Below are 15777 nucleotides of genomic sequence, written 5' to 3' on the forward strand. Positions count from 1 at the left end.
TTTATCCGTTAAAAATGGCACACTTATTCCCTACGTAATCGCATAATTCGGATGCTTCCTTCATAATGTTTTTAATACGGTTGAAATTGATTCCGATGTCCAGCAGCAACCCGCTGTTTCCAATGAGGTCGGATGCCAAAAGTACATCGCGGATGAGCAGTTTCTCCTTTTCGTATTGTGTTAACGTGGTGAGGCAGGTTACCGGATAAAGGCCGTTTTCTTCTATTTTGTATTTCAGACATTCCTTGGCCGGAAAATCCCAGCTCACCATTTTTAAATTGGAGCAGGTTCCGAACTGAATGGCTTCGCTGGTAAACCGATTATTAGTAATTACCCAGCATTTACTGATGGTATCATCCTTACTGAAAACGGAATGTGTTTTCCCTTTTAAATCGTTAAACCGCGACAAAATGTACATCGGAATTTTAACATCGGATTTGATTTCGTTACTGCTGTGAAACTTACATTCCACCATCGAAACAACGCCTTCTTTTTTTACCACAACATCCACTTCATGCGAAACACATTTTCCGTTAAGCACAAGATTCGTCTGCGTTGCAAATCCCTCATTGCGGAACAACAACGCTATAAATTTTTCAAAAAAGAAACCCGCCGGTCCTAAGGCCTGAACGGCTGCTTTCAGATTGTATCGTGCGGCATGCACTTTTGACGTTTTCTTTAACAGCTGAAACGCCATTTTGTAAATTTTCCGTGTGGGCATCCCGTCGTAAATTTCCCTTTCGATGATGCCGAGTATGTCTTCTATTTTTTCTTTCGTAGCACCGGAAAGCTGAAGGGAGTTTCGCAATTTCTCCCGATCAAAATGTACAATATCACCGGATTGTTTGACAACTTTCATACTTATGTCCTTTGTCTAAAGGTACGAAATTATTTTCAGGAAACTTTTTTCTGATAGTAAAACGCCGGCAAAAACAACACCAGAAAAAGCGGTTGAATAAGAAAACGGCGGATATAAAAAAGCAGTCTGTAATCCGGATGTTGGGTCCAATGCAACAAGCCGAAGAAAACGGCAACCAGAAGCAAAAACAGCATCAGGTATAAGATTGCGGAAAACTTCACCAGCGAAAAATCCTTGAAGATGACATAAATGATTGCCAGTGAAACCACCGTATTCATCAGATAGCGCAACAATAATCCCCAAAACAGCTTTACACTGTCGAACTGTGGCAAATCAGCCTCCTGGAAATCGCCTTTGAAAAAATCAAGAAACGGGTCGTAAAAAAGGGATGCCTCAAAAAAGCGAATGCCCGCCAAAACTACTACCAGCAAGGCGACAAGCGCTATCGCTCCTTTATTTCTTTTTAGCATGTTTAGCATATCCTGAAAATTTCTGAAGCCACAATACCCACAAAACAAAAACCACTGCGTAAATAAACAACGGAAAGACAACACCATGCAATAAATGTTCACTTTCGGGATAATGGTAGAGCGCTATTGCCAAAAGTGCAATGCGAATGACGTTCAGCGCATGAATAATAAAACATCCTGTTACAATGTAGCCGACAGTTTTCAGCCACTTCGCAGAAAAAGCAAACACAAACGCCGCAAACAGTATCATCACACTTACCGCATTACAACCTTCGATAATACGGGCCACGAACTTTCCTTCATAGATTAAATTCATGCAAGGTTCAATAGCGCTGGGTTCTACTTCCACCTCTTTTCCTAACACTTCCAACAATGATTTGGACTGTTTCGCAACCATTCGGGTAAAGCCATCCAATTCCAGTCGCGCTTCATCAAACTGATTAAGGTACAATCCGTAACCTATCGTCAACACCGCGTACAGCACGAAAAACCTGAGGAGAAAAACAAAAAAAGGCCGGTATTGCAAAAAGACTTGTTTCACGAATTTGATTTTAACAAAAATATAAAAATAAAAAAACGGCGATTCAATACTTTTGCAGAAAACTAAAAAACATGCACTTTCAGGAATTACAGCCAAAAGTTACCAAAGTACTAGCACAAAACGGACTTTCCCGCGACGAGAAACTCAAAAACCTGTGTCAATTACTAACTGACAATATTGACTATTACAATTGGGTCGGTTTTTATTTTGCGAACCACGACACCAAAACGCTGCATTTAGGCCCTTATGTGGGAGCGCCCACCGATCACACTGTGATTCCTTTTGGAAAAGGGATTTGCGGACAGGTGGCCGAGTCGAATACCAATTTTGTAGTGCCGGATGTTGCGGCGCAGGACAATTACATCGCCTGCAGTTTTACCGTGAAATCGGAAATTGTGGTACCGCTTTTTGTTAACGGCATCAACATCGGACAAATCGACATTGACAGTCATGTGATCGACCCGTTCACCGAAGCCGACGAACGCTTTCTGGAGTTTGTAAATCAGGAAGTTGCAAAATTATTTTAAGGAAGTTTCGGCAAATAATTTGTGATTCTGAAAAATAAAGTTACCTTTGCACCCGTATTGAGATCGTCTCAATCTGCATAATAATCATTTTAATAATATTAGCATGTATTTAACTAAAGAAGTAAAAGCCGATCTTTTCGCGAAACACGGAGGAAAAGCTGAGAACACAGGTTCTGCTGAAGGACAAATCGCTTTGTTCACATTCAGAATCAATCACCTGACCGGACACTTGAAAGCTAATCGTCACGATTACAACACCGAGCGTTCGTTAGTGAAATTGGTAGGTAAAAGAAGAAGTCTTCTTGACTACTTAAAGAAAAAAGATATCAACAGATATCGTGCGATTATCAAAGAATTAAACATCAGAAAATAATCATGAAGAAGAGGTGCCTGCGCGCCTCTTTTTGTTTTGTATATTTTGACAGAAAAAAGTTTGGTTTTTCATTGGGTATTAGACAACTACACACAACAACACAACAACAACACAACTGAGACCCTTTGTTTAATTAAGAATTAAATTTTATGATTCCTAAGGTTACCCAAGAAATTATCGATTTGGGAGACGGTAGAACCATCTCAATCGAAACAGGAAAACTAGCCAAACAAGCCGACGGTTCTGTCGTGGTTCGTATGGGCGATGCAATGTTATTAGCAACGGCAGTATCTGCCCGTACTGCCAATCCAGGAGTGGATTTTCTACCTTTAACCGTAGATTATCGTGAAAAATTTGCCGCTGCGGGACGTTTCCCGGGAGGTTTTTTCAAAAGAGAAGCGCGTCCGAGTGACAGCGAAGTGTTAACCATGCGTTTGGTAGACCGTGTATTGCGTCCGTTATTCCCGGATGATTATCACGCGGAAACGCAAATCATGATTCAGTTAATGTCGCACGACGACAACGTAATGCCGGATGCCTTGGCAGGTTTAGCGGCTTCTGCGTGTTTAGCTGTGTCTGACATTCCTTTCTACAATTTAATTTCCGAAGTGCGCGTAGGCCGTGTGGACGGAAAATTCGTCATCAACCCGAGCCGTGAGCAATTGGAGGTATCCGACATCGACATGATGATTGGTGCTTCTGCTGATTCTGTATGTATGGTGGAAGGTGAGATGAAAGAGATTTCAGAAAGCGAAATGGTGGAAGCCATCAAATTTGCACACGAAGCCATCAAAGTTCAGATTGCCGCTCAGGAACGCATGCGTGCTGCAGTTGGCGCTCCGGCATACCGCGAATACGAAACAGAGAAAACAGACGAGGCAGTTTACGCAAAAGTAAAAGCCGCCGCTTACGATAAATATTACGCTATTGCTCAGGAAGCTTCTTCCAAACAAGAGCGCAGCGAAAAATTTACTGCTATCAAAGAAGAGGTAAAAGCCTTATTCACTGAAGAAGAATATGCCGAAAATGCAGATTTAGCAGAATTGGTATCCAAATATATCTACAAAACACAGAAAGAAGCAGTACGCAACGTAGTCCTTGAAAAAGGAACACGTCTTGACGGTAGAAAAACCACAGACATCCGTCCTATCTGGTCGGAAGTGGATTATTTACCATCGGCACACGGATCGGCTATCTTTACCCGTGGGGAAACTCAGGCGTTAGCTACCGTAACTCTTGGAACTTCAAGAGAAGCCAACATAATCGACTTGCCTTCAGAACAAGGTGAAGAGCGTTTCTACTTACACTACAACTTCCCTCCTTTCTCTACCGGTGAAGCAAAACCGTTAAGAGGAACTTCAAGAAGAGAAGTTGGCCACGGAAACTTGGCACAGCGTGCTTTAAAAAACATGATTCCTGCCGATTGTCCTTATACCATCCGCGTGGTGTCTGAAGTATTGGAGTCGAACGGTTCGTCATCGATGGCGACGGTTTGTTCCGGAACTTTAGCATTAATGGATGCCGGTGTACAAATGATCAAACCGGTTTCCGGAATTGCGATGGGATTAATCACAGACGGTCAGAAATTTGCCGTATTGTCGGATATTTTAGGAGACGAAGATCACTTGGGTGATATGGACTTCAAAGTAACCGGTACTGCTGATGGTATTACCGCTTGTCAGATGGACATCAAAATCGACGGTTTGCGTTACGACATCATGGAGCAGGCTTTAGAGCAAGCCCGTGACGGACGTTTACACATCTTAGGAAAAATAACGGAAACTCTGGCTCAGCCAAGACCAACCGTAAAACCTAAAGCACCGAAAATCGTGATGACCACCATCCCTGGAAGCTTCATCGGAGCTTTGATCGGACCGGGCGGAAAAGTGATTCAGGAATTACAGAAAGCCACAGAAACCACCATCGTTATCAACGAAGTGGATGAACAAGGTATCGTAGAAATTTTAGGAACCAACCAAGCCGGAATTGACGCTGTTTTAGCGAAAATCGATTCGATTATCTTCAAACCGCAGGTTGGGGAATCTTACGAAGTAAAAGTCGTGAAAATGTTAGATTTCGGAGCCGTAGTGGAATACACCAAAGCCCCAGGAAACGAAGTATTGTTACACGTTTCGGAGTTGGCTTGGGAACGCACTGAAAAACCATCCGACGTAGTAAATATGGGCGATGTTTTCATGGTGAAATATTTAGGCATAGACCCTAAAACCCGTAAGGAAAAAGTATCCCGCAAGCAGTTGTTACCAAGACCGCCGCGCGAGGAGAAAAAAGAAGTGAAAAAAGAAAATCCTCAAGGTTAATTGCAATTAATTAATTCATAGGTTGAACCCTGTTTCTCACGAAGCAGGGTTTTTTTATTAAATCAACCCAAAATCAGAACCGTTAATCGATTATAAATAGTCAATTTAAACGAAGAAAAAAAATATATCTAAATTTATGGTAATGAAATGATTAAGGTTATGAAAAAAATTATTCTCCTTTTCTTTTTAAGCATTTTTACGTTAGGCTGTAACAGTAGTGACGACCCTGCTTCCGCTACTGATGACGGTTTAGCAACGGCTCCGGAAGCAAAAGCAGAATATGATGACAGCAATTTCGGTATTTACAAAGGGATTTTTGTTGGCTCCTCCGGAACGGTGTACGTAAACCTCAATAACTCGGGAAATATTTCAGCAAAGCTTGTTATAGACGGCATGACGTACAACTTCACAACATCGGAAAACGTTATGGAAGGAGTTGCCATCAGTAACCTGACTTTTACCAGCGGCGAAAGTTCATTTGAATTTAATGTCTCGGCAACCGGAGAAGAACCCTTAATTGAAAACATCGTCATCGACGGACACCCCGATTCTTATGTTCAGATTTTTAAAGAATATTCATTTGCTCAGATTAAATGCTATTTAGGTAGTTTTTCCGGTGACGACAGCGGGGTGTTTAATTTAGCTACAACCGCGGACGGCTATGCTTTGGGACTGGTCGTTCCCAATGGCGAAACCTCGGCGATTTATTTGGACGGAACCATCACCGGAACTTCACTCAGCGGTACATTCGAAGGTGGGAATTTTTCCGGCACCCTCAACGGAAACACCATTAGTGGTATATGGCAAAATTCGGTTCCGGAAAGCGGCACTTGGTTGGGAACTCGTAAATTATAAGGTTAGTTAGTTATTGTAACAACAGTACTTTTAAACAGCTTTGTTTTTAAGTACTGTTTTATTTTAAAATTTTTTGTAACTTTTTGAAACCCGATTACGTATAACTACCTGAACACTTAAAAAGATAAGGAGAAACAATTAATGAGACAGCTCAAAATTACTAAGCAGGTAACCAATCGTGAAACTGCTTCCTTAGACAAATACCTTCAGGAAATTGGTAAAGTAGACCTGATTACGGCAGATGAAGAGGTAGAATTAGCACAGCGAATTAAAGCCGGCGATCAGAGAGCCTTGGAAAAATTGACCAAAGCCAATTTACGTTTCGTTGTTTCCGTAGCGAAACAATATCAGAACCAGGGATTAACCTTACCCGATTTAATTAACGAAGGTAATTTAGGTTTAATTAAAGCCGCACAACGTTTCGATGAAACCCGTGGTTTTAAATTTATTTCGTATGCCGTATGGTGGATTCGTCAGTCAATCCTTCAGGCATTAGCCGAACAGTCGCGCATTGTTCGTTTACCGTTGAACAAAATCGGTTCGATTAACAAGATTAACAAAATGTATGCGTTGCTGGAGCAATCGCAGGAACGCGCTCCTTCAGCCGAAGAGATTGCAGCAGAGTTAGACATGACCGTTAATGACGTTAAAGAGAGCATGAAAAACTCCGGACGTCACCTGTCGATGGATGCCCCGCTTGTGGAAGGGGAAGATTCCAACTTATACGACGTTTTACGTTCGGGAGAATCGCCAAATCCGGACAGAGAACTGATTCACGAATCGCTTCGCACCGAAATCGAAAGAGCCCTGGAAACGTTAACCCCAAGAGAAGCAGACGTAGTGCGTTTGTATTTCGGATTGGGCGATCAACATCCGATGACTCTGGAGGAAATCGGCGAAACTTTCGATTTGACCCGCGAGCGTGTGCGTCAGATTAAAGAAAAAGCAATTCGCAGGTTAAAACACACATCCAGAAGCAAGATTCTTAAAACTTACTTAGGATAATTTGGAAAAATCAGAAAAAAGTTGTAAATTGAATTGTTTATTTTAACTTTACGGCTCAAAATTTGATAGTTATTCTTTAAAATATTGAACGCAACAACAGTTTCAATAACTGTTCGTTTTTTGATTGATGATTGAAACTCCGGCTGATTACCGGAGTTTTGCTTTTTATTACAAGTTACATTAGCACAAATTCTTCTTAACAAAATGTATAACTTTAAACTTTAAGTTATCTTTGCACCACAAACAACAACACAATTTATTTACAATGAGCAAACAAGCTATCATAGCACCTTCTGTACTTGCCGCCGATTTCGCCAATTTACAGCGCGATATCGAAATGATTAACACCAGCCAGGCCGATTGGTTTCACATCGACATCATGGACGGTGTTTTTGTGCCCAACATTTCTTTTGGCATGCCGGTTCTGGAAGCCATCAACAAACACGCTAAAAAAACCATCGATGTCCATTTGATGATTGTTGATCCGGACCGCTACATCAAAACGTTTAAAGCCTTGGGTTCCGATATTTTAACGGTGCATTACGAAGCCTGTACCCACTTACACCGAACGCTTCAGGCCATCAAAGCAGAAGGCATGAAAGCCGGTGTAGCCTTGAATCCGCATACAAATGTTTCACTCCTGGAAGATGTTATCAACGACATTGACTTGGTTTGCCTCATGAGCGTGAATCCGGGGTTTGGCGGTCAGTCTTTTATCGAAAACACCTATAAAAAAATAAGACAGCTTAAGGAGATCATTACCCGAAACGGCGCTTCAACACTAATTGAAATTGACGGTGGTGTAACCGACAAAAACGCAAAACAACTGACGGAAGCCGGTGCTGATGTTCTGGTAGCCGGAAGTTTCGTATTCCGGGCCGAAGACCCGATTGCTACAATAGCCGATTTAAAGAAAATCACTACCCTGTAAAAACCAAAAAGCGCTGAATTCAGCGCTTTTTTTAATTGTATTGCTCTAAGAGGTATTTTATCAGATCGGTAGTGGTTACAATGCCAACCAGCAAATCTCCGGTACAAACCGGAAGTGCGTGAAACTCATTGGCAGCCAGTATTTCCGCCGTTTCTTTGATGGTCGTATCGGGTGAAACACTTACCACTTTTTTCGTCATTACCTGCTCCAAAGTAAACATGTTGTACACCGTAGTGTCTACCACTTCATCGTCATCATCTACCGCATCGGCAAAAGAGATTCGTAACAAATCGGTATAACTCAACATTCCGATGATATGATTTCCGTTCACTACCGGAATGTGTCGGATTTTATGACTTTTAAAAAGACTTTCGGCCTTAGTCAGATCATCCGTGAGGTTGAGCTTAACAATATTCTGTGTCATGATAGTCGACACGGGCACATGCTGTTTCATAACCGTAATGCATTGATTATCAATAAAATTACCGTTATAAAATTACAAAATACCTGATAAAAATCAGCGGATAATTAAAACTTAATATTTCCTGCGATTTCGTGTAATGCGATTTCGGAAATTTTGGCCTGAAATTTAGCACTGCTGTGTCTGGCTACCGCATTAATATAATTTTCCTGAGCCGTTCGGAACTCGATCGTGGGAACCGTTCCGATTTTAAACTTATCCAAAGTAATCTCAAGATTGCGTTTTGCGATGGTTTCGTTGTCTTCCTCCAGTTTTACTAGCTCAATATTAGTCGTATAGGTCTGAAAAGCCGTCGCCAATTGCGCATCAACAGCACGATTTTGCTGTTCGATTACCATGCTGGAACTTTCCACCTGCAATTTTGCAATCTTCTCGTTGCGGTGTTGCAAAAAGCCGTTAAAAATCGGGATGGAAGCCGATACACCGTAATTCAACCCACGGGCAGACGATTGCGAGACAAATCCCAAACTCGATTCGCTTTCGCTGAAATTGTAACCGGCATTCAGGTTAACGGTTGGGTAACGGCTCGCCTTAACCTGTTTCAGATTTAATTCGGCAACGCGTTTATTGATGAACGCCAATTGCAACTGTGGATTTTGCTTTTTCATTAATTCGCGCAATTCCGACAATTGCAGCTTATCATCAAATTCTGCCGTTTCTATTACGTTGAAATCAGTATCAGTATCCCTTGCCAGCAACTCATTGAAACGGATTTTAGCATGCTGTAACAACTCTTTTTGTTTCAGCAGATTGGACTTATCGGTATTCAAATCGACTTGTGCATTTAACACTTCCAACTTGGCTGCTTTTCCGATGGCAAAACGGTTTTCAGCGGTTGTTAAACGTTGCTGGGAAATGACAATTGTGGTATCCAGGGCCCTTAACAGTTGCTGTTGCTGCACCAGATCATAATACCCCGCCATCACATCGCTTACTTTGGTCATGATGGTTAATTTCAGCTCGGTTTCGCCTTGCTTTTGCAATTCTTTGAGCTGATCGTAACGGGCAAACATCCGGAAACCGTCAAACACGGTCCACCCCATGTTTACCCCGTAGGACATACTGTTATTCTTGGCATTATCCAATTCCCGAACGGCCCCGGTCGATTGGGTCTGTTTGGTATTCTGGATGCTGTTGCTTTGTGTAAAAGTAGCATCAATTCTCGGTAACATTCCGGCATTCGCCACACCAACTCCGGCTTCGTCTATTTTCAAATCGTTGGAAGCCAAACGAATGTCATAATTATTCTTCAAGGCAATCTGAACGGCATCTTCCAGCGTTAGAACCTCTTGTGCCCGCGCTGTCTGAAAAAAAGCCAGCAATAGAACCAGTTGCCATACAATCTTTTTCATAGCCTTATTCCTTCTCATACTTTTCAAGGTTATCAAATTCCGGACGATGCTTTTTCTCACGCGACCACATCAGATAAATGGCCGGAATGACAAACAAAGTCAGCATTAACGAAAACAACGTTCCGCCAACAATTACCACTCCCATTCCTATTCGGCTGGTGGATGCGGCACCTAAGGACATCGCAATAGGCAAGGCGCCTAACGCAATGGCCAAACTGGTCATTAAAATAGGGCGCAATCGCGACTCGGAAGCCTGAATGATGGCGTCGTATTTCGATTTTCCCTGTTCGCGAAGCTGGTTCGCAAATTCCACAATTAAAATACCGTTCTTCGTTACCAGACCAATTAACATCACCGTTCCAATCTGACTGAAGATATTCCAGGTTTGCCCGAACAGCCAAAGCGAAAACAACGCTCCTGCCACCGCCATCGGTACGGTTAAAATAATGATAAACGGATCGATAAAACTCTCAAACTGGGCCGCCAAAATCAGGAAGATTAACAGCAACGCCAAGCCGAAAGCGAATGACGTATTGGAACTACTTTCCACGAAATCACGGGATTCACCGCTCAAATCGGTGGTAAAACTGTCATCCAGCACTTTTTCTTTGATGCGTTCCATCGCGTCAATACCGTCGCCTATACTTTTTCCGGGAGCTAAACCAGCCATAACTGTAGCCGACATATAACGGTTGTTGTGATACAACTGCGGCGGACTGCTCTTTTCTTCGATGGTCACCAAATTGTCCAGCTGAATCAATTCTCCTTTATCGCTTTTCACAAAAATAGACGTCAAGTCCATTGGAGCATCCCTGTCTTTTTTGTCGAATTGCCCCATCACCTGATACTGTTTCCCGTTCATCATAAAATAGCCGAAACGCTGCCCGCTCAGGGAAAGTTGAAGGGTTTGCGCCACATCAATGATGGAAACCCCCAAACTCTGCGCCTTCTCACGGTCAATGGTTACATAGACCTCCGGTTTGTTAAATTTTAAATTGACATCGTAATTGGAGAAAGTGGGATCGTCAGCCACTTCATCCATGAAAACCGGTATTTTTTCTTCCAGTTTTTCAAAATTCTGGGCCTGAATGACAAATTGAATCGGCATTCCGCCACGACGGTTTACGGCAATGGTAGGCGATTCGGAAACGTTCACTTTAGCTTCCGAATATTGTCTGGTCCATTTGGTGAGACTTTCGGCAATTTCTTTCTGTTTTCTTTCCCTTTCGCCCGGCTGCACCAAGGCAATTCTGGCCCGTCCGCTGTTTACCGAGGAAGAACCAAAACCCGGTGAGGTGATAATCAGACTCACTTTTTTCTCCGGAATGGAATCGTTAATCAGATCGGTCAATTCATTCATGAACCGGTCCATGTAATCGTACGATGCGCCTTCGGGTGCCGTAACATTAACACCAATAAAACTGCGGTCATCGTACGGAGCGGTTTCTTTTTGTAGCACGTTAAAAAACAGGTAAATCAATCCGAAACAGACAATCAGTATCGGGAAACTCAGCCATTTTTTCTTCATAAAACCGGTCAGCGCTTCGGCGTATCCGGAATTCATTTTTTCAAAAAGCGGCTCGGTTAACTTGTAAAATTTGGATTTTTTCTGTTCGCCGCCTTTCATCAGATAGGCGTTTAACATCGGCGTAAGCGTTAAAGAAACAAAAGCTGATATCAGTACCGCAGCGCCAATCACCACCCCAAATTCGCGGAACAAACGTCCTACGAAACCTTCCAGGAAAATCACCGGTAAAAACACGGCTGCTAGCGTAATGGAAATGGAAATTACGGCAAAGAAAATCTCATTGGAACCTTTGATGGCCGCTTCAATCGGCGTCATGCCTTCTTCTACTTTTTTGAAGATGTTTTCCGTCACTACGATACCGTCATCCACCACCAATCCGGTCGCTAAAACGATGGCCAGCAAGGTTAAAACGTTCACGGAAAATCCGCATAAATACATGATGAAAAACGTAGCAATCAGGGAGACCGGAATGTCGATTAACGGTCGGAACGCAATCGCCCAATCCCTGAAAAAGGCGTAAATGATTAAGATCACCAGAATGATGGAAATCAGCAGGGTTTCTGCCACTTCCGTTACTGCTTTCTTTACGAAAACCGTGTTGTCGATGGCGATATTCAGTTTAAAATCTTTCGGTAAATCTCTTTGGAGTTGTTCGTATTGCTCGTAGAATTTTTCGGCAATATCCAGGTAATTCGTTCCGGGTTGCGGAATAATCGCCATCCCGACCATAGGCTGACCGGAATCCGAAAGTTTGGTTTCCAGATTTTCGGCTTCCAACGAGGCTTTTCCGACATCGCTTAAACGAACAATTTTATCTCCTTCAGCTCTGATGATGATATTGTTGAACTCTTCTTCCGTTGAAAGATTTCCAATCGTTTTAACGGTAAGTTCGGTATTGGCGCCAGTCAGTTTTCCGGAAGGCAATTCGACGTTTTGCTTGTTCAATGCGGTTCGCACATCCGAAACCGTGCAACCGTAAGACGCCAGTTTATTGGGATCGATCCATAACCGCATGGCGTATTTCCGCAAGCCCCAAATCTGGACGCTACTTACGCCCGGAATGGTTTGCAAACGCTGGGAAAGCACATTGTCTGCATAATCGGAAAGTTCTAATACGTTTTTCTTGTCACTCTGAACCGTCATGGTGATAATCGGCTCGGAATCGGCATCGGCTTTGGAAACTACCGGCGGCGCATCGATATCCTGCGGCAAACTTCTGACCGCCTGTGACACTTTATCGCGTACGTCGTTAGCGGCTTCCTCTAAATTTTTATCAAGGTTGAACTCAATGGAAATATTACTTCTCCCCTGACTGCTGGAAGAGGAAATGTTGCGAATCCCGTCTATGGAATTAATCGCTTTTTCCAGCGGTTCGGTAATTTGCGATTCGATAATATCGGCATTGGCACCGGAATAATTGGTTTGTACGGAAATCTGTGCCGGATCAATCGACGGAAATTCGCGCACGCCCAAAAACGTATACCCAATCACCCCGAAAAGAATCAGCATCAGGTTCATTACAATCGTAAGAACCGGCCTTTTGATACTTAAAGTGGATAAACTCATACTTAATATCTTACTTTAAACTTACGGCAACGGGTGCGTCTTCTTTTAAGGTCATAACACCGCTGGTTAACAACGTATCGCCTGCTTTCAGCCCGGACAGAATCAGAATTTCTTTATCGGTACGGGTTCCGGTTTCCACCATGATTTCTTTGGCTTTTCCGTTTACGGATACAAAGACTTTTTTCCCGTTTTGCACCGGAATCAGGGCTTCTGTCGGCACTAAAATAGCGTCATTAATTTTTTCCAGCGGTAACGCGATGTTGGCAAAGGTTCCGGGAATTAATTTCCCTTGTTTGTTTTCCGCCAAAGCACGCATTTTCAACGTTCTCGTAGTCACTTCTACACCGGGTTCAATAGCATATATTTTAGCCGTAAAAACTTCTTTGGAACCGGCAATCGTAAAGGAAATGGTCGTTCCTTCTTTCATCTGACCGGAATATTTCTCCGGAATGGAAAACGTAATTTTCACCTGACTGGTGTTCACCAGATTCGCCACAACCGTTGTCGGCGTAACATAACCGCCTTTGGAAATGGAACGCAATCCGATTTTCCCTGAAAAAGGAGCTCGCACGGACGTTTTGGCGATTTGCGCCTGAATCAGTTGGGTTTGCGCCTGTGCGGAACGGAAATCGGCACTGGCAATGTCGTATTCTTCCTGACTTATGGCTTCTTTCTGCAACAACAACCGGGCACGGCGCTCGTTTTCGGAAGCCAAGGTTTGTTTCGTTTTGGCCTGCGACAGTTGGGCGCGTAATTCTAAATCGTTAATCTTTAACAGTTGCTGACCCTTGGTTACAAAACTGCCTTCTTCGAAATTGATGCTTTCCACCACACCGGGTACTTCGCTGCGCACTTCAATCTGTTCGTTGGCCTCGATGGAACCGGAAAGGGAAAGGTTGTCGGAGAAAACCCGCGTCTGTAACACAAGGCCGGTAACTTTTGCAGGTTTTTTTTCACCGCCGTTTTTGCCTTTTCCGCCGCCGTCTTTGGCTTTATTTTCGGAAACTCTGTAGAAAATCATTCCTCCCAGCACTACGACCAGGAGTGTGTAAATTAAATATTTTGGCTTCATAAAAGTAGTACAATAGCTTGTATGTCTATTAATTCTTGATTTGGTTAAACAAAGCTACTTCTTATCTCGCGGACGAAGGTTTTCTGTTAGTTTTTTTAACAAAATTTTAGGCTGTTTCTTTGTAATTAATCATTCGTTTCACCAAATGAAACAATTCTGGGAATTCGGTTTTAAATTCTTTCGGGGTTTCAAAAAAATGCTCGAGAACGACCGCCAGAAATTCAAAATCGTTGGTGTAGGCATAATCCCGAAAATATCCGGAAGCCATCAGTTTTTCACGATTGGGACCGTGGTTGCATTCCTGACGGATGCGGTTAAAGAAACGGGCAAAAATAAGCGAACTGGCATCTTCGCTTCGCAATCCCTGAAAGTTAAGAACATGGGTAAATTCGTGCAAACCAAGATTCAGGTTGTCATTATTGTACTCGAGTCCCTGCTCGAAATCTTCCCAGGAAAAAACCACGGCTTTCATCATCGGGTTAAATTCACCTTTGTGGTACACTTCATTAATCGTGGAATAATACGACGTCGGGTAAATGATGATTTTATCAAAAACCGGATACAAATAAGAGCGCATCCCAAACGTAAGCTGCACATAGGTTGATGCGATGAGTACCTTTGCCCGGTTGTCTACATCAAAACCGTCTTTTCCGATAAACTGATAGGTTTCGATAAACCGGGCAACACGATGTTCAAAATAAACGCGTTTTTTTGGCTTTAATTTCCGATAGTACGGATACTCGTTAAACAAAATTTCAAACTGCTTTGCCGGTAACGTTTTATGGGAACGGTACCAATGTACAAAAAAGGGTTTATGAAAGAGCCGCCCGTAAACAAATTCAAAAAAAGTAAAAATGGTGGCAAAAAAAAGAATCAAAACAATAGCCACCATAAGGACGGCTACCAGAAGTATAAATACCGGAATCGGTTCTTCCATATTCTGATTCGGTTAGGGGCTTAATTTTATTTAAAGAAAGTCTGAATTCAAAACTTTGACAATAAAAACTGTAAAAAAAGTTTAAGCTAAACTCTTAAAAGGATTTACGGTATGCATTCCTCAAAGCGCCGCCTTGAAAATAACAACAACGTAAAAATGCTCAAGCAAGCTTCAACTTATAAAGGGATTCACTACGTGCATCCCTCAAAGCTCCGCTTTGAAAATAAAAACAACGTAAAAATGCTCAAGCAAGCTTGGACATTTTTACTTATGTTTTTATTTATCCGTGACCTCGGAGGGATTCGAACCCCCAACCCTCAGAGCCGAAATCTGATATTCTATCCAGTTGAACTACGAGGCCGGTTGAAGTCAGAAATTAGAAATGTGAATAAAAAACAAATTCTAAATTCTAAATTCTAAATTCTAAATTCTAAATTCTTTATGCTAATAATTTCTTCACAATAGTGGAAATGGTTTTCCCGTCTGCCTGACCGGCCAATTCTTTGGAAGCCTGACCCATTACCTGACCCATGGCTGCCATACCGTTAGCTCCGGTTTCTGCGATGATTTTAGCGACTATGGCTTCCACTTCTGCTTCGGATAATTGCGCAGGCAAAAACTTCTCGATTACCGCTACCTGAGCTAACTCTGGTTCTGCTAAATCAGCGCGTCCTTGTTCGTTAAAAATGGCAGCGCTGTCTTTTCTTTGCTTTACCAGTTTTTGCAGCAATTTAATTTCGTCTTCTGCGGTTAAATCGCCGCCTCCTGCTGACGTTTGTGCCAGTAAAATTTCCGATTTAATCGCACGCAGCGCTTCTAAAGCTACGGTATCTTTTGCTTTCATGGCGGTTTTCATCTCGTCCATGATTTTAACTCCTAAACTCATATTTATTGGTCTATTCGGTTATTTTTCAATTGACTGCAAAAATTCAAACGGTTTCCCCTCTAGCCCCGATTGCAGT

Annotated in this window: 15 protein-coding genes and 1 tRNA gene; 6 read left to right on the forward strand and 10 right to left on the reverse strand. The window is 42.6% G+C overall.

Translation table 11 applies throughout. From position 1 onward, the window contains the following. Position 1: 1 nt before the first annotated feature. From G498_RS0101630 to xrtF, 3 genes are read right to left on the reverse strand one after another with little or no spacing between them, the layout of a single operon-like run. On the reverse strand, positions 2-859 hold the full coding sequence (locus G498_RS0101630; RefSeq protein WP_026979535.1) for an ATP cone domain-containing protein: 858 nt from the start codon (positions 857-859) through the stop codon (positions 2-4). 35 nt (positions 860-894) lie between these two features. After that, positions 895-1338 (reverse strand): exosortase F system-associated membrane protein, encoded by a 444-nt coding sequence (locus G498_RS0101635; protein WP_026979536.1) that lies wholly within the window; start codon positions 1336-1338, stop codon positions 895-897. Next, entirely contained in the window at positions 1313-1870 is a 558-nt protein-coding gene (gene xrtF, locus G498_RS0101640; protein WP_035744696.1) for an exosortase family protein XrtF, read from the reverse strand. Before xrtF ends, G498_RS0101635 begins: the two co-directional genes overlap by 26 nt. A gap of 71 nt (positions 1871-1941) precedes the next feature. Here xrtF and G498_RS0101645 point away from each other — a divergent pair, with 71 nt between their 5' ends. The 6 genes from G498_RS0101645 (at position 1942) to rpe (ending at position 7879) form a co-directional block, all read left to right on the forward strand. After that, positions 1942-2397 (forward strand): GAF domain-containing protein, encoded by a 456-nt coding sequence (locus G498_RS0101645; protein WP_026979538.1) that lies wholly within the window; start codon positions 1942-1944, stop codon positions 2395-2397. 103 nt (positions 2398-2500) lie between these two features. Further along, positions 2501-2770 carry a 30S ribosomal protein S15 gene (gene rpsO, locus G498_RS0101650; protein WP_026979539.1) on the forward strand — a complete coding sequence of 90 codons (270 nt, stop codon included), beginning with the start codon at positions 2501-2503 and terminating at the stop codon, positions 2768-2770. A 149-nt stretch (positions 2771-2919) separates the two neighbouring features. Then, entirely contained in the window at positions 2920-5088 is a 2169-nt protein-coding gene (locus G498_RS0101655) for a polyribonucleotide nucleotidyltransferase (protein ID WP_026979540.1), read from the forward strand. 159 nt (positions 5089-5247) lie between these two features. Next, positions 5248-5943 (forward strand): hypothetical protein, encoded by a 696-nt coding sequence (locus G498_RS0101660; protein WP_026979541.1) that lies wholly within the window; start codon positions 5248-5250, stop codon positions 5941-5943. 141 nt (positions 5944-6084) lie between these two features. Next, a complete protein-coding gene (locus tag G498_RS0101665) occupies positions 6085-6948 on the forward strand; it encodes a sigma-70 family RNA polymerase sigma factor (RefSeq protein WP_026979542.1) in 864 nt (287 codons plus the stop codon). A 265-nt stretch (positions 6949-7213) separates the two neighbouring features. Then, positions 7214-7879 carry a ribulose-phosphate 3-epimerase gene (rpe, locus tag G498_RS0101670; protein WP_026979543.1) on the forward strand — a complete coding sequence of 222 codons (666 nt, stop codon included), beginning with the start codon at positions 7214-7216 and terminating at the stop codon, positions 7877-7879. Positions 7880-7910: 31 nt separating this feature from the next. On the opposite strand, the gene G498_RS0101675 is transcribed toward rpe, so the two are convergent. The 7 genes from G498_RS0101675 to G498_RS0101705 all read right to left on the reverse strand — a co-directional run bounded on the left by G498_RS0101675 (position 7911) and on the right by G498_RS0101705 (position 15701). After that, the gene (locus G498_RS0101675) at positions 7911-8333 is read right to left on the reverse strand and encodes a CBS domain-containing protein (protein WP_026979544.1); all 423 of its coding nucleotides are present in this window, start codon (positions 8331-8333) and stop codon (positions 7911-7913) included. 74 nt (positions 8334-8407) lie between these two features. Beyond that, positions 8408-9730, reverse strand: a complete 1323-nt coding sequence (locus G498_RS0101680) for a TolC family protein (protein WP_394330612.1) — start codon at positions 9728-9730, stop codon at positions 8408-8410. After that, positions 9717-12806 carry an efflux RND transporter permease subunit gene (locus G498_RS0101685; protein ID WP_026979546.1) on the reverse strand — a complete coding sequence of 1030 codons (3090 nt, stop codon included), beginning with the start codon at positions 12804-12806 and terminating at the stop codon, positions 9717-9719. The genes G498_RS0101680 and G498_RS0101685 overlap by 14 nt, the downstream gene beginning before the upstream one ends. Before the next feature lie 10 nt (positions 12807-12816). Further along, positions 12817-13878: an efflux RND transporter periplasmic adaptor subunit gene (locus G498_RS0101690; RefSeq protein ID WP_026979547.1), complete on the reverse strand. Its 1062-nt coding sequence runs from the start codon at positions 13876-13878 to the stop codon at positions 12817-12819. Positions 13879-13984: 106 nt separating this feature from the next. After that, positions 13985-14815, reverse strand: coding sequence for a zinc-dependent peptidase (locus G498_RS0101695; protein WP_035744699.1), 831 nt, complete (start codon positions 14813-14815; stop codon positions 13985-13987). Positions 14816-15102: 287 nt separating this feature from the next. Beyond that, positions 15103-15176, reverse strand: a tRNA-Arg gene (locus G498_RS0101700). A 78-nt stretch (positions 15177-15254) separates the two neighbouring features. After that, positions 15255-15701, reverse strand: coding sequence for a GatB/YqeY domain-containing protein (locus G498_RS0101705; RefSeq protein ID WP_026979549.1), 447 nt, complete (start codon positions 15699-15701; stop codon positions 15255-15257). Positions 15702-15777: the final 76 nt, after the last annotated feature.

This window comes from Flavobacterium suncheonense GH29-5 = DSM 17707 (assembly GCF_000430025.1).
GTDB classification, from domain to species: domain Bacteria; phylum Bacteroidota; class Bacteroidia; order Flavobacteriales; family Flavobacteriaceae; genus Flavobacterium; species Flavobacterium suncheonense.